The sequence below is a fragment of the Paenibacillus sp. FSL M7-1414 genome, from assembly GCF_038003195.1.
Taxonomy (GTDB): Bacteria; Bacillota; Bacilli; order Paenibacillales; family Paenibacillaceae; genus Paenibacillus; species Paenibacillus amylolyticus.
The window spans coordinates 4,000,251-4,021,595 of sequence record NZ_JBBOOS010000001.1 but is presented as its reverse complement, the minus strand read 5'-3'; the positions used below and the strand labels follow the sequence as shown (position 1 = coordinate 4,021,595).

At 41.9% G+C, this 21,345-nt stretch carries 21 protein-coding genes and 1 pseudogene; 19 read left to right on the top strand and 3 right to left on the bottom strand.

The genetic code is table 11. The annotated features are described in order from the left end of the window. Positions 1–870: 870 nt before the first annotated feature. Positions 871–1,176 (bottom strand): DDE-type integrase/transposase/recombinase, encoded by a 306-nt coding sequence (locus MHH92_RS17450; RefSeq protein WP_253509151.1) that lies wholly within the window; start codon positions 1,174–1,176, stop codon positions 871–873. A gap of 961 nt (positions 1,177–2,137) precedes the next feature. Here MHH92_RS17450 and MHH92_RS17445 point away from each other — a divergent pair. The 7 genes and pseudogenes from MHH92_RS17445 to MHH92_RS17425 all read left to right on the top strand — a co-directional run bounded on the left by MHH92_RS17445 (position 2,138) and on the right by MHH92_RS17425 (position 6,814). Continuing rightward, positions 2,138–2,845, top strand: coding sequence for a polymorphic toxin type 44 domain-containing protein (locus MHH92_RS17445; protein WP_253509149.1), 708 nt, complete (start codon positions 2,138–2,140; stop codon positions 2,843–2,845). Positions 2,846–2,917: 72 nt separating this feature from the next. Further along, positions 2,918–3,292: a DUF5412 family protein gene (locus tag MHH92_RS17440; protein ID WP_253509148.1), complete on the top strand. Its 375-nt coding sequence runs from the start codon at positions 2,918–2,920 to the stop codon at positions 3,290–3,292. Between the two features lie 108 nt (positions 3,293–3,400). Then, complete coding sequence (locus MHH92_RS30625) at positions 3,401–3,625, top strand: transposase (RefSeq protein ID WP_436263333.1); 225 nt, start codon at positions 3,401–3,403, stop codon at positions 3,623–3,625. 226 nt (positions 3,626–3,851) lie between these two features. Next, positions 3,852–4,160 carry an IS3 family transposase gene (locus tag MHH92_RS30620; RefSeq protein WP_436263332.1) on the top strand — a complete coding sequence of 103 codons (309 nt, stop codon included), beginning with the start codon at positions 3,852–3,854 and terminating at the stop codon, positions 4,158–4,160. A gap of 420 nt (positions 4,161–4,580) precedes the next feature. Beyond that, entirely contained in the window at positions 4,581–4,709 is a 129-nt protein-coding gene (locus MHH92_RS30615; protein WP_445744710.1) for a transposase, read from the top strand. After that, positions 4,684–4,830 (top strand): annotated as a pseudogene (locus MHH92_RS30610) (IS200/IS605 family transposase); the annotation flags it as partial. The gene MHH92_RS30615 and the pseudogene MHH92_RS30610, both read left to right, overlap by 26 nt. A gap of 682 nt (positions 4,831–5,512) precedes the next feature. Continuing rightward, a complete protein-coding gene (locus MHH92_RS17425; RefSeq protein ID WP_340905235.1) occupies positions 5,513–6,814 on the top strand; it encodes an aldehyde dehydrogenase in 1,302 nt (433 codons plus the stop codon). A 104-nt stretch (positions 6,815–6,918) separates the two neighbouring features. Here the strand turns inward: MHH92_RS17425 and lexA are convergent, their stop codons facing one another. Continuing rightward, a complete protein-coding gene (gene lexA, locus MHH92_RS17420) occupies positions 6,919–7,545 on the bottom strand; it encodes a transcriptional repressor LexA (protein WP_017688034.1) in 627 nt (208 codons plus the stop codon). 297 nt (positions 7,546–7,842) lie between these two features. Between lexA and MHH92_RS17415 the strand changes: the two genes are divergently transcribed. The 8 genes from MHH92_RS17415 to MHH92_RS17380 all read left to right on the top strand — a co-directional run bounded on the left by MHH92_RS17415 (position 7,843) and on the right by MHH92_RS17380 (position 14,896). Next, entirely contained in the window at positions 7,843–8,220 is a 378-nt protein-coding gene (locus MHH92_RS17415) for a LysM peptidoglycan-binding domain-containing protein (RefSeq protein ID WP_036673870.1), read from the top strand. A 95-nt stretch (positions 8,221–8,315) separates the two neighbouring features. After that, positions 8,316–8,525: a DUF896 domain-containing protein gene (locus MHH92_RS17410; RefSeq protein ID WP_017688036.1), complete on the top strand. Its 210-nt coding sequence runs from the start codon at positions 8,316–8,318 to the stop codon at positions 8,523–8,525. 125 nt (positions 8,526–8,650) lie between these two features. Next, the gene (locus tag MHH92_RS17405) at positions 8,651–9,160 is read left to right on the top strand and encodes a hypothetical protein (protein WP_017688037.1); all 510 of its coding nucleotides are present in this window, start codon (positions 8,651–8,653) and stop codon (positions 9,158–9,160) included. 28 nt (positions 9,161–9,188) lie between these two features. Further along, the gene (locus MHH92_RS17400) at positions 9,189–9,980 is read left to right on the top strand and encodes an HAD family hydrolase (RefSeq protein ID WP_047843400.1); all 792 of its coding nucleotides are present in this window, start codon (positions 9,189–9,191) and stop codon (positions 9,978–9,980) included. A gap of 588 nt (positions 9,981–10,568) precedes the next feature. Beyond that, positions 10,569–11,498: an ABC transporter permease gene (locus MHH92_RS17395; RefSeq protein ID WP_339177159.1), complete on the top strand. Its 930-nt coding sequence runs from the start codon at positions 10,569–10,571 to the stop codon at positions 11,496–11,498. Positions 11,499–11,510: 12 nt separating this feature from the next. After that, positions 11,511–12,383 (top strand): carbohydrate ABC transporter permease, encoded by an 873-nt coding sequence (locus tag MHH92_RS17390; RefSeq protein ID WP_036613592.1) that lies wholly within the window; start codon positions 11,511–11,513, stop codon positions 12,381–12,383. A 101-nt stretch (positions 12,384–12,484) separates the two neighbouring features. Then, positions 12,485–14,119, top strand: coding sequence for an ABC transporter substrate-binding protein (locus tag MHH92_RS17385; RefSeq protein ID WP_340905226.1), 1,635 nt, complete (start codon positions 12,485–12,487; stop codon positions 14,117–14,119). 102 nt (positions 14,120–14,221) lie between these two features. Continuing rightward, positions 14,222–14,896 (top strand): GntR family transcriptional regulator, encoded by a 675-nt coding sequence (locus MHH92_RS17380; RefSeq protein ID WP_100527371.1) that lies wholly within the window; start codon positions 14,222–14,224, stop codon positions 14,894–14,896. A gap of 96 nt (positions 14,897–14,992) precedes the next feature. On the opposite strand, the gene MHH92_RS17375 is transcribed toward MHH92_RS17380, so the two are convergent. Next, on the bottom strand, positions 14,993–15,538 hold the full coding sequence (locus tag MHH92_RS17375; protein ID WP_047843398.1) for a cupin domain-containing protein: 546 nt from the start codon (positions 15,536–15,538) through the stop codon (positions 14,993–14,995). 179 nt (positions 15,539–15,717) lie between these two features. On the opposite strand from MHH92_RS17375, the gene metH reads away from it, so the two are divergent. The 4 genes from metH (at position 15,718) to MHH92_RS17355 (ending at position 21,340) form a co-directional block, all read left to right on the top strand. Further along, the gene (gene metH / locus MHH92_RS17370) at positions 15,718–19,158 is read left to right on the top strand and encodes a methionine synthase (RefSeq protein WP_047843397.1); all 3,441 of its coding nucleotides are present in this window, start codon (positions 15,718–15,720) and stop codon (positions 19,156–19,158) included. Between the two features lie 77 nt (positions 19,159–19,235). Further along, positions 19,236–20,174, top strand: a complete 939-nt coding sequence (gene rnz / locus MHH92_RS17365) for a ribonuclease Z (RefSeq protein ID WP_017688042.1) — start codon at positions 19,236–19,238, stop codon at positions 20,172–20,174. A gap of 128 nt (positions 20,175–20,302) precedes the next feature. After that, entirely contained in the window at positions 20,303–20,449 is a 147-nt protein-coding gene (locus tag MHH92_RS17360; protein WP_157116158.1) for a hypothetical protein, read from the top strand. A gap of 81 nt (positions 20,450–20,530) precedes the next feature. After that, positions 20,531–21,340, top strand: coding sequence for a TIGR01457 family HAD-type hydrolase (locus MHH92_RS17355; protein ID WP_340905217.1), 810 nt, complete (start codon positions 20,531–20,533; stop codon positions 21,338–21,340). The last annotated feature ends 5 nt before the right edge of the window (positions 21,341–21,345 follow it).

Genomic DNA, 21,345 nt, shown 5'->3' with positions numbered 1-21,345 from the left:
GACGAGGAGATCACTGCAAAATTAGCAGATGTCATTTAAGCTATAAGTACCAATTGTGAATCGCCATTCGAATTAATTGGAGTTCAGGCATATTTCCTTTTTGCTCAATCATTATCTGATTTCTGACATTATAATATGGTATTTGCACCGGAATACCGATTTAATTAAAGACGGCATTGTTCTGAGTTGGCATTTCCCCAAGCTCCACCAAGAGAACATTTCAGCCACCTAATTGTAGAGAGCCATTTTTAATTATAGAGAGGATGAGAATTTTTATCCAAGGTAGAGGTACAGTGAATAGAATTAATTAGAACAGCTTCCCCAAAAAGATGGTGCGTATTATTACAGGGAACCACTTGAGGGATGGGGAGGGTAACTATATTACAAGCAACCAAGGCTGAGTTAGATTCCTATTATTAAAATCCTGCAAGGCACAAGTGAACCCCGAGGAGATTAGGAGGCTCTGGATATTGAACTAATTAGGTATAGAGTTTAACAAAAAAAGAAGGTTGCTGATCATTTTGATTGGTCACCTTCGTGTGCAATTTAGTCGTAGATTAGTTGCGTTTGGCATATTTCATTTAACGACATTCCTGAGAGAGGGGCTTAAGTACAGTCAAGGACAAGAACTTTCCAGGGATAATACCCATTTAGTGGCTTTTTTATTTTAAGGTATAAGTTTGTGTATCAGGGCAAGGAGAAGAATACGTACATAAAAAAACGAGCCTATATTGAATTACTGAACTGTGAACCCGTTTGTGGATCCTTTTGAAAAGGGTCTTTATTCATTAAGCAGCAATGAGATGACTTCTATATTCATCCGGAGTCATCTTTTTAATGTCTATTGGAACCGTTAGGTATTGTAATAAGTTATGTATTTGTTGACACGAACTCGCTGCTCTTGTAGGGAAGAAACGTCTCCATTGAAGCAGTATTCCAACAGTTTCCTTTTCGTGACATCGATTGTTTAAACCCAGCTTTAGCGATCATGGAACGAATTTCAGGATGTGTGTAATGGAATCCCTGATCAGAGTGAAAGATAGCCTCCGGATGTACTTCCCCGTCTAAACGATTAAACAGTCGCTTCAGTGTTCGTTGAATAAGAGACAATTCCAAATAAGAGGACAGGTAGTGAACTAAGATTTCTTTTGTTGCATCATCCTCTACATAGGACAAATAAGCCCGCTGGCCATTTCAATAATGCATATAAGTAATGGCGGTTAGCAATACCATTTCCAGGCTCTCCCCGGTCAAACCAACGCTTCAGGAGGTTCGGGCAGGTGTGGTGCTCATGCGTGGCTTTAGCCATTTTAGGATAGGGATTCGCTTGAAGAATCGCAGCAACGGGTCTGAAATTTCCGCATCACACGGTGAATTTTCTTATGATTCATAACGATTCTATGAAGCCGTTCTAATCACATTTTGATAACCAGCGCGCTAGCCTTCCCTCTAAAGTGCATCAAAGTGCGTTTTCAGAAGTAAAAAGTCTCGTTCATCGGCAGCCTCTCGAAGCTGGCGTTGTTCTTCCGCCGTAAACCAGCGATAATATCCGCCTGTACTTACCTTAGCAAGCTAACAAAGATAGTGAATCACGCGTCAGATCGTGGATTTTCCATTCAAGAGAGTGTTGCTTTCTGTGCTCTGTTCATGTCTTTGGATTTATGTAGATGTAGTGAACAGCTTCGTACACCATTAACGAAGTCAATTATGGGGCGCTTACAATGTTCCTTTGGAGTAAATGTCGTATTAAGCGATCTAACAAAATATAATTGGAAGGACCTAGTGAGGAACTGCAAATTAGGACATACAGCATATGTACACATATTTATGTTCTTTTATGAGATGAGTGTGGGAATTACGTTGGAGTTTAAAGTGGATGATTACTACACATCCAGCGATTCGGCATGAATCATGCATATCCAAGAGTATTATTAAGTAGATTTAAAGGAACATTTATTGATTTGGCTGGTTAATGAAGAAAGGAGAAGCTATATTTATGAAAGATTTAATATAAGTGATGTTCCAATAAACGAGCTTAAAATGAAATTTATGAGTTGAACATACAAAATTCCCCTTACTTCGACAAATGAATTGATTTATAATACACATGAAATGATTAATAAGGAGGAATTTTGTAATGCAAAAGAAAATTACCAGTTTAATTATTGGAACAGTCGCAACATCATTTCTACTCACGCCTTATTCTGTATCTGCTTCTCAAAAATTACAGTCGAAAGAACAAAATATCACAGTTTCTGAACGTTTTACAGATAAGTTGTTAAAAGATGTTCAAAATAAACATAATCAAGTAGAACAAGCATTAAATAAGGGTAATGTTGAAGGTCTTGATATAAACAAAATATTAGATGAAGCAACAGCTACTTTGAATTATATACAAATGTATGAAAGTAGTAGCATAATAACTCCTCAAGCAGATCCTGACGAGGGAAGTATTCAAGAAATCACGAATATTTTCAAGGAGCAAATGAGAGGTAATGGCTTACGAATGTTGTATATGTATCCAAATGATTTGGCTGGAGCTGGTCTTTACTTTGCTTCTCAGGTAAAGAGTGGCGGCCCATGGGATTACAAACTTAAATATGGAGTAAGTAAACGCTATAAGTTTAATAGTAGGATTATCACCGGTGAGGATATTGGGAATATTCACTACGGCTATGTAGGTCGATACCTTTTCCCGGCGAGCATTTTAAAATCCGTAGCAGGCGCTTATCAGATATATTCAGGAACAGCACACCCTTCTTGGTTTAAAACATATTTTGACGACCCCCAAGATCAAGCTATGATTGAATGGGGAATTAGTATGTTTAATACCGATAATAAATGATATAATGGGAATATACCTCATTTTTTTGAGGTATATTTTATTTTAAGTAGAGATTGGAGGAATAAGGATTCAGTGAAAAATAAAAAGAGAAAAGTTCTTGGGATAAGTATTTTTTTTGTGTTAGCAGTAGCTATTGCTTTTGTATCCTTGTGGAATTGGTACTATGACTTAGAACGACTTCCAAAAGGGGAAGTTATATCAGAATCAGTTTCACCCAATGGTAAATTTACGATTAAGGCGATGAATTCTGATGCAGGAGCAACAACTTCGTTAGCTATTTTATGTGAACTTCAATACAATGATGGCTCAAAACCAAATAAAATTATATATTTCCAAAATAAAGTTGAAAAGGCGTCTATCATCTGGGAAAGTAACGATATTGTAACCATTAATGGTGTACAACTAAATCTTCCTGACGATGTGTATGATTACAGGAAGAAAGAGTAAATAAGTAAATGTAAAAAGCCTATTCTTTGGTATTATCCCCTTTTAGTACACAAGAAAAAAGACATCTGTTAAGATGGACTTAATCTTGCCAAACGAAGGGGATTTTTCATGGCTAAAATAGGACAAACTTTCGGTCGGTACTCCTTGGAATTTAAATTGGAGGCGGTCCGGCTAGTCAACAAGGAAAATATGAGTATACGTGAAGTGGCGAAACGTTTGGATATTCAAAATAAATCTCTGGTACAAGGGGTAGCGAAATCGAAACAGGGAATGAATCTAGAACCTGCTACATCCAAACAGGGACGCCCTATAACAACGTTTTCCAGTATGTAAGAAGAGATGGCCTATTTGCGGGCGGAGATTGAATACTTAAAAAGCAGTATCCAAATCTACACAAGGAGTGACGAGTAAAGCTGCCAGATTCCAAATCATAGAGGACCTGCGAGCGCGCCATGACCTGACTTGGCTCTTGAAGTTAGCTGCGGTTTCCCGTTCGGGCTATTATAAGTGGAGAATAAGTAGACAGGCGATAAGTGAACGTAGATAAAAAGAACATGAATTGGAATCGCATCTGCTTGCCATTCATCGCGTTCATCCCTACTTTGGCTGCCTTCGAATGGCGGTGGCTTTCGGGAGAGAAGGTCTGATGGTTAATTACAAAAAGGTGTATGGATTAATGAAACTCTTAGAGATCTGTTCAGTCATTCGAAAAAAGCGTCGATGCTTTGGGAAGCAAGCTTCTGTAGTGAATCCAAATCGGCTAGAGCGCCAATTCAAGCGGGTTAACCACGAACTAAGCTGGTTACAGACATCCCCTATATTCGCGCTGGAGAACGGATTGTGTATCTCTCTGTTATTCAGAATTTAAACAATAATGAAATTGTAACGTGGCATCTTTCTGAACGAAACGACCTTGCTTTGGTTCATGAAACTCTGGATAGACTCCGTCAACATGTAAATCTGAGTGGCGTAATCTTGCACTCGGATCAAGATTTCAATATACCTCAAAGCCTTTTAACCGTAAACTGAAACAGTTCGGTATATTAGGCAGTCACTCCAGGCGTGGAAATTGCCCAGACAATGCTTGTATCGAGTCCTTTTTCTCTCACGAGAAAATATACTTGAATATGGCTGCAGATAAAGCAGAGGTTGAACAACAAGTGAGCGAATACTGTTTTGCAACCAAAACCGATTTTAGAAAAAAAACTAAACGACCGTTCCCAGTAGAATACGGGGAAACGGATGCAGCTTAATCTTGTCTTTTTTGTACAGTCTTCTTGAAAAGGTTATGACCAGGATGTACGAATACCACATTGTATTTACCCCGAAGTATAGACGGAAAGAACTCTATAATCAAGTGAGAAACAATTTAATTGAAATTTTTAGACGTCTATGTAAATACAGTAGGCCTAAATGAAGCAACTGTATGAAAGTATATTCGTGAACAAGAAGCAAATGATCAAGCGTTAGATAAATTGAGTGTAAAAGAATACGAAGATCCATTTAGCAGTAGCAGTAGCAAGAGCAAAAAGAAGTAAAATCAGTTTAACTGGTAAATGAAAGTGACAAATAACACTGAGCCTGAACAGGCTAGCGTCTTTAGGTGCAGTTTAGAAAAAAAGGGTTATATCCTAAGGAAAATCACACATCAAACGGGTGTTCTTGATTTTTGTGGGCAAGTCACTACATACTTAATGAAAAACCAAAGTTCCCACAAATGCCCCCAAATTATCCTTTATCAGCCCACAAAACAATTCTATGTTTATCTGTAACCAAGGCTTACCTTTATAACAAAACACATTCTTTCGTCGATTTAGATAAATGTAAACATGTAAAACTCTTTTTTATTAATGAAAGGGGAGTTTTTTTATATATTGTAATTAGAACTCTATTTGATGAACTTTAACACTTTATGTTAGTAATAGCGCAAAATCATTTTCATCATTTATCTAGTAACCTAGAAAAAGAAACTGAAAATAGAATTCTTTCTACAGTACATTAAACTGTCGAAAGTAAAGATTTAAATCAAACTTCCTTAGAAATTCTGATAGCCACGAAATAGAAAGGAATACTAGCTTTCACTCTTTCAAAATTCCAACCATCGTTCAAATAAATACAAATGGATGTTTCATTTGTATGTTGAAAGTTTCATATAGAAGAGGTATACTTTAATTAAATTTTGAGCAATTTAATTTTAAATAATTAATTGGAGATGTTAATATGGATCAGGCAAAACAACTTGTGACAGAACAACGTACATTTTTTTATACAGGACAAACGAAAAATATCGAGTATCGGATTAATGCGCTTCAACATCTTAGAAAAGGAATTGAAAAGTATCAGCAACGGATTCAAGATGCACTTCGGGCAGATTTGAACAAATCAGAGGCGGAAGCTTACGGTTCCGAGATTCGCATTGTTCTGGGTGAACTGGATTTTGCATTAGAACACCTGCAGGAATGGGCTGCACCAAAACAAGTCCCAACCAATTCGGCTATGCCGGATGGGGTGAGTACCATTTACCCTGAACCATACGGAGTGGCTCTTATTATTGCACCTTGGAACTATCCTTTCCAACTGGCCTTTGGTCCACTGATTGGAGCAATTGCAGCCGGTAACTGTGCAGTTATCAAGCCTTCTGAATTAACACCAGCCGTATCTCGTCTGACGTATGATCTGATTCAGGAGATCTTCCCTCAGGAGTATATTGCGGTTATGGAAGGCGAAGTTGAGGCTAGCACAGCATTGTTGAAAGAGAAGTTTGATTATATTTTCTTCACAGGCAGCACAGGTGTTGGTCGCATTGTTATGAAGGCAGCTGCGGAGCACTTGACTCCTGTAACTCTTGAGTTGGGTGGTAAGAGTCCTGCTATTGTCCATAGTGATGCAGATCTGAAGCTGGTGGCCCAACGTATTGTTCGTGGTAAATTCCTGAATGCAGGGCAAACATGCGTCGCTCCGGATTACTTGCTTGTGCATGAACAAGTTCATGATGAACTGATCAATCTGATTAGCGCAGAGATCAAAGATAAATTTGGGGATGATGTGTTACAGAACTCTGATTTCCCGCATATTGTCAACGCGCGTAATTTTGATCGGTTGTCGAAATTCCTCACAGATGGCAAAACACTAATTGGTGGGCGTTCTGTACGTGAGCAGTTGCTTATTGAGCCGACGGTAATTGGTGATGTGAACTGGGAATCAGCTGTCATGCAAGAAGAGATCTTCGGTCCGATTCTTCCTGTATTTACGTACAGTGACCTGAATCCTATGCTGGATGAGATTGTTCGCCGGCCAAAACCATTGGCACTATATCTCTTCACACAGGATGAGCAACTGCAGGATCAGGTTCTGAATCAGGTATCCTTCGGTGGTGGATGTATTAATGACACACTTTCTCATATGACTTCACACTATCTCCCGTTTGGTGGTGTAGGAGAGAGCGGTATGGGCTCATATCACGGACAACAGAGCTTTGATGTGTTCTCGCATCACAAGAGTATTTTGAAACGAAGTAAATAATTAGCCGCTAAAATAACATAAACATGAAAAAAGAGGTTGTCCTGTTCATCAGGGCAACCTCTTTCGTATTTCATTACATCTAGTTTTGTTACTCAAGTTAAATATTAATGAATATCTCGGAAAAGGCCAATGACTTTACCCAGAATACTAACGTGTTTCAAACGTAAAGGTTCGAAGGTCGCATTCTCCGGTTGAAGGCGAATATGATCTTTCTCTTTATAGAACGTTTTCACTGTAGCTTCATCGTCTTCAGTCATTGCAACGACGATATCACCGTTATCAGCAGTTTGCTGTTGGCGGACAATAACATAATCTCCATTAACGATTCCAGCTTCCACCATACTATCTCCCACTACCGAAAGCATAAACACTTTCTGTTCGCCTACATAATGTGTAGGAAGAGGGAAGTAGTCTTCAATGTTCTCGGTTGCAGTGATTGGAACCCCGGCTGTAACCTTACCAACAACAGGAATACGTGCAACGCTATGAGCAAATTGATGAGAATGCTCAGATTCTTCCTGGCTCAAAAGCTCAATGGCTCTTGGCTTGGTAGGGTCGCGTCGGATCAAACCTTTTTTCTCCAAACGATCCAAATGTCCATGTACTGTTGAGCTGGAAGCCAGTCCAACCGCTTCACCAATTTCCCGTACGGAAGGAGGATACCCCTTCAACCGGACTTCATTTCGTATAAACTCCAGAATAGCCTGCTGCCTGCTGGATATCTTCGACATACCGTATCAACCCCATTTTAGTAACGTTTGGGAAAATTATAACATAGAACCTCCGTTCGTACAAACATAAGTTCTAAATAAAATAGCATTAAATCAGTGTTTTTTAACTTATAGAACAGAAATTGTCCAAAAGTCAGAGCATAATACTGCAAATGTTTTGCAAAAGTACTTGAAATAAGATATTGTTCCTTCTAAAAAAGAAGCGAACAATTGTTCTAAAAATCTATTGAACAAAACAAGTGTTCGTGTTATATTGATTTCAACAGATAGGAACAAACGTTTGGAGGCGGGTATTTAATGAGATATTCTACTTATCAAAGCATTTATGAACCAATCAATTCGGAACTGGTGAAGTCTAACATAGGGAACTACAAGAAGGTTTTAGCGCGTTTCAAGATTTCTTCATGGATGTTAAAGGTAGCCATTACCTCTATGATTATATTTATTGGATGCAGCACCGTTTTAACTGTTTTTGCTGGCAATGAGAATGATGTTCTGCCTGGAGGAAAGATAGCTGTTTCACAAGGGGAAACATTATGGAGTATTTCTTTGGAACATAAACCGACGAATATGGATACACGTATTTATATAGAAGCAATTAAGAAAGTGAATCAACTTCATACAACTTCCATCCAAGTGGGTCAAGTACTAGCTCTACCTCAATTTGCAGAATAAAATGCACATCAATGAGTGTTAGCGCGTGTCAACTTGACAAGCAGCCTTTATAATGGCAAAGTTAATATGACTTTGTATTTTTGGAGGGGACAAGCTTGGATATAGATAGTCTGGTAGCACGCATTAACGAATTGGCTCGTAAGCAAAAGTCCACTGGATTGTCGGAGGAAGAACTTGCTGAACGTGCCGAGTTAAGAGAGATTTATTTGAGCAATATTCGCAGTAATTTCAGACAACAACTGGATACCATTGAGATTGTTGATGATGAGAATGACAAAGGCCACCAAGGCAAACTCAAACACTAACGAAACCTAATGATATCATTATGATATTTAGGTTTCTTCCTGTTATTTTGAGTGTGCAATTTATAGGGGGAAATGTTGGTTTACAGTTATGTAAGCCGATACAAAGACACATAAGGGGGATTCTCATGTCGCGTTCGTTCGAGAGAACGGTTAAGAAAAATTCCAAGCAGTTAAATCAGCAACGCAAAAAAAGTGGTCAACCAATCACAGGTACACCAGGTGAAGAAGTCTTTAAGGGACGCAGTCTTTTGTTCCCTATATTTTTGATTGGTCTCGCCTTTTTGTATCTGTTTATGAGCACGTTCCTTGTGCAAGCTCCAATGACAACTTGGGACTGGGTGACCATGCTGCTTTACGTATTTTTGGCAGTCATCTTCATGCTTCGTCGTCCATACATCAAGATTAGCAGTAATCGGATTATAACGACGAAGGGTAATCGTGAACGTTCAATTGGGGTTGACGATATCGTCAAATTCCGAATTGAACCAGGTACAGTTGTTATCGAACATAACAGTCGCGGGAAAAGATGGGTGTTCACCAAGTTATTGAACCGTTACGATACAGATGCGATTGCAGAACGTTTGCTGAAGTTTGCTAAAGCACACCAGATCACCGTGGAAACCGTCGAAAAGTAATTATTGCATAAAGGGGTAGATGATCGGAATGGCGTTAAAAGCGATTTTGTTCGACCTAGATGATACTTTATTATGGGATGAGCGTAGTGTTCGAGAAGCTTTTCATGAGACTTGTCTAATCGCAGCGAAAGAGTCTGGGGTTAAACCAGAAGAACTTGAAGAAGCTGTTCGTAATGAGGCACGTGGACTGTATGAATCATATGAAACCTTTCCTTTTACCAAAATGATTGGAATCAATCCGTTTGAAGGCCTTTGGGCTAACTTTACTGGTGGGGATCAACCTGAGTTCCGTCAGTTGGAACAACTTGCTCCAGTTTACCGTAAAGAATCCTGGCGTCGTGGCTTGTTGAAGTTGGGTATAGATCGGGAAGATCTTGCTGAACAACTTGCCGCGCAGTTTGGAGTAGAACGGAGATCCAGACCTCATGTATACGAAGAAACGATGGATACCTTGCGTCAGTTACAAGGAAAGTACAAACTGTTGCTGTTAACAAACGGTTGTCCTGCTTTGCAACAAGAGAAGTTGGATGGTGTACCTGAATTAACTCCTTTCTTTGATGAGATTATTATCTCGGGTAACTTCGGAAAAGGAAAACCAGATCCGTCGATATTTGAACATGCTTTGAGTAAACTGGGTGTTAAACCCGAAGAGAGCATGATGGTTGGAGACAAGTTAACGACTGATATTCGTGGTGCTTTATCATCTGGCATCCAATCCGTATGGATTAACCGTGAGCATAAGACCAACAATGAAACGTATGCGCCAGACCATGAAATAACACATTTATCGGAATTAAATCAGCTTATTGCTAATTTCTAAGCGGAATCAGTTATAACATCTTTCCTCAGCACCCTGAAACATTGGAAGCTTCAATGAACGATGATATCGTTCTTGAAGTTACCAATGTTTTTTTATTTGAGCTTGTTGAGTAAATTACCTTGTTAAAAGAGATCTCCATTTTTTTGCTAAAAGTTATTGAAATTAGAGGGAAGCTGGATTAGAATATAACTAACATACTAGTATGACTAGTATTTAGATTGTCATAAAGCAATATCTTTTTGACTTACTTCATTAAATGGAGGCAGGGAGTTATTGCTTATTATTTTCGACTGATTGTAAGCGCTTAATATTTTAGAGTATCTTCTTCCGATTTGGAAATCACACCACTTAGTAAGTGCTAATGAATGATGTGAAGCACATTGGATTGTGTGATTCTACATAATACATCAAATTGATATCGCTTACATTTAGCAATTATCTATTTGGTAGTGGGGGTGAAGTTAAAGGAGTTGTTGTCTTCTACAAGAGGAGAAACGATGGAGATTGTACATGAATTACTCTTACTTATCAAGTCCTGGATCGGAGTGAAAACACATGGAGTCGGAAACCGCTAAAACAACGTTAACCATGACATCTTTACGTAAAGAGAGCAGATTACGAACGGCAGCAACCTTGTTTCGCAAAGACTGGCAGCTGTATTCACTATTAATCCTTCCCATCATTTATCTCCTTATTTTCAAATATGGACCGATGATTGGTAATGTGATTGCATTCAGACGTTTTGTTCCCGGGGGAAGTATATTTGGAGAAACGTGGGTTGGATTAAGATACTTCAAAATGTTCATTGAGGACCCTACCTTCTGGAGAGTATTCGGTAATACGCTGATGTTGGGCGGACTTGCATTGCTCTTTACATTCCCGGTTCCAATCATTTTTGCCTTGATGCTTAACGAAGTGAAGAGTAAACGATTCAAAAAGTTTGTACAGACCGCGTCATATCTGCCTCATTTTCTGTCTATCGTTATCGTTGCGGGTATGATCCTGCAGCTGACAGCAGTGAATGGTTCCATTAATGGACTGGTGGCTTTCTTCACCGGAGACAATATTCCTTTTATGCAGCGGGCTGAGTGGTTCAGAACAATCTATATCACTTCCGAGGTATGGCAGGGTATGGGTTGGGGGGCAATTCTTTATCTGGCTGCACTGACAACCATTGATGATTCTTTGTATGAAGCTGCGCGTATCGATGGTGCCAATCGGTGGAAGCAAACGATTCATGTAACGTTACCAGGGATCTTGCCAACGATTGTGACGTTATTGATTTTGAACATGGGTAATTTCCTGGCTGTTGGATTTGAAAAAATCTTACTCTTGTACAATCCGCTTATCTACGAGACATCTGATGTGATCTCCACTTACCTGTATCGGGTTGGACTGGAATCCAGTAACTTCAGTTATGCTACCGCAATTGGCTTGTTCGAATCGCTGATCGGTCTGATTCTGGTGTTCTCCGTAAATGCCATTTCACGCAGACTGACACAAAGAAGCTTATGGTAAAGGAGGAGCACCATGCAGGAATCCAGATCTTACAAGGTATTTAAAGTATTCAATGTCATCTTTCTGCTGTTCGTGGTATTTATAACGCTTTATCCATTCTTAAATGTCGTGGCTCAATCCTTCAGTAGTGAGTCCTATATTAATTCAGGCAAGGTTAGTCTGTTCCCAAGAGGATTCAATGTGGAGACATACAAGACCATCTCACGTGACAGCATGTTCTGGACGAATTATAAAAATACAATTATCTACACCGTGGTAGGTACGTTAATCTCCATGTTCATGACGACTATTTTCGCCTATGCCCTGTCCAAAAAGAGGTTGATGGGTCGCAAGTTTCTGACGATGTTCGCCGTATTTACCATGTTCTTCAGTGGTGGATTGATTCCAAACTATGTGTTGATTAATTCCCTTGGGTTCAACAACACCATGTGGGCACTTGTTGTTCCTGGCGCAATTAGCATATACAACATGCTGATCATGAAGTCATTTTTTGAAAATATGCCTGAAGAACTGGAGGAAGCTGCCTCCATTGACGGTTTGAACACATATGGGATCTTGTTACGCATTATATTGCCGCTTAGTAAAGCAGTTATGGCAACCATGGTGCTGTTCTACGCAGTAGGTCATTGGAATTCCTGGTTCCCAGCCTTTCTGTATCTGGACAAAAAAGAACTGTTCCCGGTCACCATTTATTTGCGCAATATGATTGCAGGAGCGACAAGCGGGGCATCTGCCGGTGCAACCTCAGCTGATAACCTGACACAGATTGCTGCCAATATTAAGTCAGTAACGATGGTACTAACCATCTTGCCGATACTCACCATCTATCCATTTGTCCAAAGATACTTTGTAACCGGTATCATGTTAGGGTCTGTTAAACAGTAATACGTAGCAGCTAGAGTGATTCACATGATTAACTTTTTAGAGATTGATTAAAAAGTTTTAAGGCAAGGTCAACCTAAACCAAATTCAGGGGGATAACCTAAATGAATCAAAAGCCACGTAAGTTTGTTGGTAAAATGGTGTTGGCATCAATGATGACCGTTGTTCTGGCAGCATGTAGTAGCGGTACCGGAACTGGAGGTGACGTCACAGAAGTTCAAACCAAGGCAGCGATGGAGACGTACAATGTAGGGGATACATTCAAGGCGACTGAGCCGTTTAATCTATCGATACTGTATAGTGATCAACCTACCTATCCGTACAAAAAAGACTGGTTGCTTTTCGAAAAGATGACTGAAATGACTGGTGTTACACTTGAGCCAACGATTGTTCCTATGAGTGACTATTCTCAGAAGAGATCTCTTCTAATCAGTTCTGGTGATGCACCACTGGTTATTCCTAAAACGTACCCTGGTGAAGAGTCTGCATTTGTATCTTCCGGTGCGATTCTGCCCGTTAGTGATTATATTGATTTGATGCCCAACTTCAAGGATAAAGTGGAAAAATGGGGATTGGAAGAAGAAATCGAAGGACTTCGACAGGAAGATGGCAAGTATTATGTACTCCCGGGTCTGCATGAAGAAGTATGGCCAGATTATACATTAATCGTAAGAACAGATGTTTTTGAAGAAAATAACATTGCTATCCCAACCACATGGGATGAACTGTATGACGCTGCAAAGAAACTCAAAGAGCTGTACCCGGATTCCGTTCCGTTCTCGGACCGATTCCAATTTAATAGCACATTAGGTATTGCGGCTACCGGCTTTGGTACCAAGGCTGGATGGGGTTTTGGTAACGGATTGACGTATAAGGAAGATCAGGATGAATTTGTATATACGGCTACAACACCAGAATACAAAGAGATGCTAACGTACTTTAACAAGTTAGTATCCGAAGGATTGCTGGACAAAGAAAGTTTCACACAGGATGATGATCAGGCTGTACAGAAATTTGTATCCGGCAAATCATTCATGATTAACGGTAATTCCCAAACGGTGGTGCTGCACCGAAATGATATGAACAAAACGCTGGGAGAAGGCAAATACTCTGTTGCGAAGATTACAGTTCCTGGTGGGCCAAAAGGGCAGTTAATGTCTGGCTCAAGACTTGAAAACGGTGTCATGATATCCGGGAAAATTCAAAAAAGCGAAAACTTCAAAGCCATTATGCAGTTTGTGGATTGGTTATACTACAGTGATGAGGGTCAAGAGTTTGCCAAATGGGGCGTTGAAGGCGAAACATTTACCAAAGAGGGCGGAAAACGTAAATTGGTAGAAGATGTGAACTACAATGGCTTGAATCCTAAAGGCACGAAGGATCTGCGTATTGACTTTGGTTTCTCTGGTGGAGTATTTGCCTACGGTGGTACGACAGATCTGCTGCAATCGATGTTTAGTGAAGAAGAGTTGAAATTCCAACAAGACATGAAGGATACCAAGGAAGTGATCCCGGCAGAACCACCAATTCCTTACTCTTCAGAGGACCGTGAACGGGTGACACTTCTGAGTACACCACTGAAAGATTATTCGGATCAAAATACACTTAAATTTATCTTGGGTGAGCGGGACTTGTCTGAATTCGATGCGTTTGCCAAAGAGCTGGATAGCCAAGGATTATCTAATTATCTGAAGCTGGCAAATGACACGTACAAAGCCTACAAAGAAAACAAGCAATAATATAGTTGATGTTGGCCAGATTACCGTTTCACACCGATATATAAGTGGAACGGTAATTTGTGCTAAGATGAATGAATACGGCTGATAGAAAGAGGTCTAGGCATGTCACTTAATCAAAAAATTAGAGGCTCGACCCGGGCATATTCATATAACCTGTTAAAAGAACGAATTCTTCATCTGGAACTTAAGCCGGGTACCAAGATTTCAGAGAAAGAGATTGCAGATGAACTGCAGGTGAGCAGAACACCCGTGCGAGAAGCATTCATGAAGCTTGCTGAAGAAGAACTGCTGGACATTATTCCCCAGAGTGGAACGATCGTCTCTCATATTAATCTGGAGCATGTGGAAGAAGGCAGGTTTATGCGGGAGAAGATGGAGAAGGAAATCGTGACTTTGGCTTGTGTTTCTTTTCCTGAAGAGTTCAGATTTCGACTTGAAACCAACATTGCAATGCAGGAAGTCTGTATAGGGAAAAACAATTTCTATCGTCTATTTGAACTGGATGAAGAGTTTCATCAGATTTTGTTCCAGGGCACGGGTAAACTAAGAACATGGAGAATGTTGCAACAACTGAATATTCCGTTTAATCGGTTGCGTTTATTACGTCTAGCGGAGGACTCCAACCTGGAGGTCATTATCTCCCAGCACAAAGAGATTTATCGTCTTATCACAGAGCGTCAGACCGAGCAAGCTGTTCAGGTGATGGAAGCTCATCTTAGACTAGTTGTTATTGAACAGGAATCGATAAGAGCGAAATACCCGCATTATTTTGTATAATGCACCGATGTTGTATACTACTCTCCATATGCATATGCGAAAACCCCTGTTCAATTGAACAGGGGTTTTGGTTAAGCAAGTTGTAACACGAGAGTGTTAGGCTTGTTTGATAAAAGTAGGATCAGGGTATGGATCTGCAATCCAGCCATCTTTTTCGATGAACAGACGTACAGCAATAATTTGTTTGTTCTCCATTAAAGTGAAGAAGTGCGGTGTATTCTCAGGAACAGAGATGACGTCTCCAGGAGACAGTTCTACATTAAAGTAGCCCACATCATCTGTAGCTTTGATAACAAAGATTCCTTTACCAGCAACAATTGCACGAATCTCATCTTCAGCGTGGGTGTGAATTTCTTCGAACTTGGCGAGCTTTTCTTCGATATCTGGTGTTTGTTCGGACAGCGTGATGACATCCCAGATCTGGTATCCGCGACGTGCAGCCAAATCTCTGATTTCATAATCGTAAGTTTCCAAAACCTCGGTTTTCTGTTCATCAGTTAATCCAAAGTTATTTTGCAGATCAGTGTTCAGTTTGGAAGCGTCCCACTTCTCATATAATACTTCGTATTTGTTTAAGAAATTTCGAACATTTTCGTCACCAGTGATGCGTTCGTTCGTATTTCGGATAACAATTTCAGCCATGTTCTTTCCCTCTTTTCCACTTGGTTTAATTGAATTATATCGGATTGCTTTGTTTTTGTCGATTCTCAAATTCCGTTCATATTCGTGCAAACCCGCCATCTTTCGGGACCAAACCCGATCTTTCACATTAAGTTAGTTTCTGTTAAACTAAGATCTAACGTTTTGCGGGGGTGAAGATATTGGATAAGATTAGTCTACACGATGCATTAAAACAACGAATATTAATCCTCGACGGTGCAATGGGGACCATGATTCAACAAGTTGATCTGACTGGCGAAGATTTTGGCGGCGAAGATCTGGATGGATGTAATGAAATGTTAGTGCTTACTCGTCCAGAACTGATCCAGCGCATTCATGAAGAATATCTGGAGGCGGGCGCCGATTTAATTGAAACCAATACATTTGGTGCCACATCCGTTGTGCTTGCTGAGTACGATATTCAGGATCGGGCACGCGAGATCAACCTGGAAGCAGCCAGAATTGCGAAAGCTGCGGTTGATCGTTTCTCTACACCTGAATCTCCACGTTATGTGGTAGGTGCGATGGGACCAACAACCAAAACACTGTCTGTAACTGGGGGCGTAACGTTCCAGGAACTTATCGACAGTTATTTGGAGCAAGCGCTTGCTTTAATAGAGGGAGGCGTTGATGCGCTACTACTCGAAACCTCACAGGACACCCTCAATGTAAAAGCAGGCAGCATTGGAATTCAGCAGGCCTTCGAACAGAGTGGTGTTACACTGCCCCTGATGATATCAGGAACGATTGAACCGATGGGAACGACCCTTGCAGGTCAGAACATCGAATCCTTTTATATATCCTTAGAACACCTTAACCCAATTTCGGTAGGACTAAACTGTGCTACGGGTCCGGAGTTTATGCGTGATCACATTCGCTCACTTTCCGGAATGGCATCTGTTGCCGTTAGTTGTTACCCGAACGCGGGTCTTCCGGATGAGAATGGTAATTACCATGAGTCACCAGACTCGCTTGCTCAGAAGATTGGTGCTTTTGCCGAACAGGGCTGGTTGAATATTGCTGGTGGATGTTGCGGGACAACCCCTGCACATATTCGGGCGATGCGCGATACACTTGCCCAGTACCCCCCAAGAGAAATGAACGGAACACATCCACCGGCATTGTCTGGTATAGAACCGATCTACATCGAACAGGACAATCGCCCATATATGGTCGGAGAGCGTACAAATGTGCTGGGATCACGGAAATTCAAACGCCTCATTGTAGAAGGCAAATATGAAGAAGCCTCGGAAATTGCACGTGCTCAAGTGAAAAATGGAGCGCACATTGTCGATGTGTGTGTACAAGACCCAGACCGCGAAGAGTCTGAAGACATGGTGAAGTTCCTTGAATTGGTTGTAAAAAAAGTGAAGGTTCCTCTGATGATCGATACAACAGATGCTTCAGTAATTGATCTGGCCCTTCAGTACTCACAAGGTAAAGCGATAATTAACTCCATTAACCTTGAGGATGGCGAAGAGAAATTTGAGCTGATTACACCGTTGCTTCATAAATATGGTGGTGCAGTAGTTGTCGGAACGATTGACGAACGGGGTCAGGCGATTAGTCGGGAAGACAAGCTTGACGTAGCCAAGCGCTCTTACGATCTGCTGGTGAACAAATATGGTCTCAAACCAGAAGACCTCATTTTCGATACGTTGGTGTTCCCGGTAGGTACGGGAGATGAACAGTACATCGGTTCAGCCAAAGAAACCATTGAAGGTATAAGAGTGATTAAGGAAGCGATGCCAGAATGTCATACGATCCTCGGGATCAGTAACATTTCATTCGGACTGCCTGAAGCGGGCCGTGAGGTGCTGAACTCAGTATTCTTATATGAATGTACCAAAGCAGGTCTTGACTATGCGATCGTGAACACAGAGAAACTGGAGCGTTATGCCTCCATTCCTGAAGAAGAACGCAGACTCTCCGAAGAGCTTTTATATAACACGAATGATGAAACTCTGGCGGCGTTCGTAGCGGCGTTCCGTAACAAGAAGGTTGAGAAGAAGGAAAAAATCTCAAACCTTTCATTAGAAGAGCGTCTCGCTTCATATGTTGTGGAAGGAAGCAAAGAAGGATTGCTGCCGGACCTGGAGCAGGCACTTGCCAAATACACAGCACTTCAAGTGATTAACGGTCCACTAATGCGGGGGATGGAGGAAGTAGGTCGTCTCTTTAACAACAATGAGTTGATTGTAGCTGAGGTGTTGCAGAGTGCAGAGGTTATGAAGGCTTCTGTAGCATATTTGGAGCAATTCATGGAGAAGAACGAAACTTCGGTTAAAGGTAAGATCATTCTGGCCACGGTCAAGGGCGATGTGCATGACATCGGTAAGAACCTGGTTGAGATCATCCTTTCCAATAACGGTTACCGAATCATTAATTTGGGTATAAAAGTACCACCAGAACGTATCATTGAGGCATACCGGGAAGAAAAAGTCGATGCAATCGGCCTCTCGGGTCTATTGGTAAAATCAGCACAGCAGATGATTCTTACCGCTCAGGATTTGCGAACAGCAGGTATTGATGTGCCTATTATGGTTGGCGGAGCGGCGCTAACACGTAAATTCACCAAAAATCGTATTCGTCCTGAATATAACGGAATGGTTGTATATGCGAAAGATGCGATGGACGGTCTGGATCTGGCGAACAAATTGATGAATCCCGTTTCACGTGAAGTGATGCAACTGGAGATGGAAGCAGAAAAAGAAGCTGATGCTTCAAGTGCTGTAGCTGTTCAGGCTCTTCCAGAGCTTACGCGAGTGGAGCGTTCGGATATTGCTGTAGATCATCCGGTTCTTGTCCCGCCTGATCTGGAGCGGCATACGATGCGTAACTACCCATTATCACATATCCTGCCATATGTGAACATGCAGATGTTGCTTGGACATCATCTGGGGTTGCGCGGTTCAGTAGAACAACTGCTTGCTTCAGGTGATAAGAAGGCTACCGACCTGAAAGCAGTCGTGGATGATATCATGCAAGAGGCTGTTCGTGACGGGATTATTCAGGCGCATGCCATGTATCGTTTCTTCCCGGCTCAGTCCAGCGGTAACAGCGTCATCATCTATGATCCAAAGGACACCAGTAATATTTTGCATACATTTACGTTCCCACGTCAAAAAGTCGAGCCGTTCCTGTGCTTGTCCGACTTCCTGAAACCTGTTGAATCCGGTCAGATGGATTACGTTGGTTTCATGGTAGTTACTGCCGGACACGGTGTGCGTGAACTATCCACGGCGTGGAAAGATCAAGGGGATTACCTTCGCTCGCATGCTCTGCAATCCGTAGCGCTTGAAGTAGCAGAGGGATTAGCTGAACGTGTGCATCATATGATGAGAGATATATGGGGATTCCCGGATTCTGCCCAGATGACCATGAAGCAACGTCACGGTGCACGTTATCAAGGGATCAGAGTATCTTTTGGATATCCGGCTTGTCCGGATCTGGAAGACCAGGGGCCGCTGTTCAAGTTACTACAGCCTGAGGATATCGGTGTGGAATTGACGGAAGGTTTCATGATGGAACCTGAAGCTTCCGTATCAGCGATGGTATTCAGCCACCCGCAAGCTAAGTATTTTAATGTAGAGAAGGCATAAATTCAGTAGAGTGTCAGGCAAAGCCCTCCGCATTGTCGGAGGTTTTTTGCTGGCAACAGAAAGAGGTGCGATCCAGAATGGAACTATATTTCCTGGGAACTAATGCTGGTGTACCTACGCTTCAACGGAATGTAACTTCCATTGGGCTACGCATGTTGGATGAGCGCAGAGCTTTGTGGTTGTTTGACTGCGGGGAAGGGACGCAGCACCAGATTTTAAGTTCTCCGCTTAAACTGAGCAAATTGGAGAAAATATTCATTACACATCTGCATGGTGATCATGTATTTGGACTTCCAGGACTGCTTTCGAGCAGAGCCTATCAAGGTGGCACCACACCATTAACCGTATATGGTCCGCCAGGTACGGAACGAATGATCAGTACAACAATGGAGTTGAGCCAATCCCGGGTTAACTATGATCTGAATATCGTGGAACATACGGGCGGTGTCCTGTTCGAGGATGACAGTTTTATCGTGGAAGCTGCTTTGCTTGAGCATCGGATTGACAGTTATGGATACCGGATTACCGAAAAAGATCGTCCAGGAAGCCTGGACCCAGCCAAACTGGCGGAATATGGTTTGAAGCCAGGCCCATTGTTCGGCCGACTGAAACGTGGAGAAACCATTACGCTGGATAACGGTGATTCGCTTCGTCCAGAAGATGTATTGGGAGCGCCCAAGCGTGGTATGGTGATCACCATATTGGGTGATACACGTCCATGTGACAACGTACAGCCACTTTCCATCAATGCAGATGTACTTGTACATGAAGCTACATTCATGCATGATCTGGCCGATACAGCGCATGAGTACTATCATAGTACTTCTAAGCAAGCGGCAGAAGCGGCTAGAGCAGCCAATGTAGGGCAACTAATCATGACTCACTTCAGTTCACGCTATAAGGATGAGGATCAACTTCAGCCACTTTTGGAAGAGGCGCAGTCCGTATTCCCGAATACCAGACTTGCAAACGAACACCAGCTTATTCCTGTTGTGCATCGCAAGCAAGAATCTTAACCCTGATTGCGAACCAGTGCACGGCTAAACACGTCATATAAAGATCCGGGTAATTGCACGGGACTGAGGGAGAGGAACTCCCGCGGTCCCTTTTGCAATCTGGTCAGAAAGCGTGTAGGATGGGCAATATGAAGAGGGAAATGATTCAAATTATTTTCCGGGAAAGCGCAGGAAATGACAAGCTTGTACAGAAGACGCGCGAGTTAAACCGTCGGTGTTCGATCCGGTTCGACTTGTTGCGTGCATATGCCAGCAAGCCATTATTTTTTGCCTGAATACATAGGTTCGCGGTCAAGTTCGAGGTAAATGATTAAGGACATGAAACGTTAATGGAATGAAGAAAGGAAGTGCTGTGTGTGATTAAGGCCTATCTGATTGACTTGGATGGTACGCTCTATCATGGCAGACATCGTATCGAAGGAGCCGATCAGCTTATTCGAACACTGCAAGAGCTAGGAAAGCCGTATTTATTCGTAACAAATAATTCTTCCCGTACACCACAAGGTGTGGCAGATCATCTGAACGGGATGGGCATACCTGCCGACGCGTCTCAAGTATGTACTTCTGCTGTGGCGGCTGCTGAATATGTTGCTAAAGAGTCCCCGGGTGCAAAAGTGGCATGTATTGGAGAAGCAGGACTGCTGGAAGCCATAGAAGAAGCAGGACTACAGCTGACGGAAGATGTACCAGATTACGTGATACAGGGGATTGATCGTGAATTTTCCTATCATAAACTGACCAAGGCGCTAAGGTGGATTAATGCGGGATCAAAATTCATCATGACCAACCCGGATCTGCAGCTTCCTTCCGATGATGGACTGACACCTGGGGCGGGAACTATTGGAGCAGCAATTGAAGCAGCAACCGGAGTTCATCCTACCGTTATTGGCAAGCCATCGAGTGTTATAATGAAGTCAGCCATTAGCCGGCTAAACCTGGCGTCTCATGAAGTGGCAGTGATCGGAGATAATATGCGAACCGATATTGCAGCTGGAGTGGCAGCAGGGTGTGAGACGCTGTTGGTACTTACCGGTGTGACAACACGGGATAATATGGATGGACACATTCAAGCAGCGAAGGCTCGACCTGATCATGTGTTTGAAGATTTGCATAAATTGATGGAGTGGCTGTCGCAAGAGGCAGACCAAGCTTCCAAAAAGGGGTAATGTAC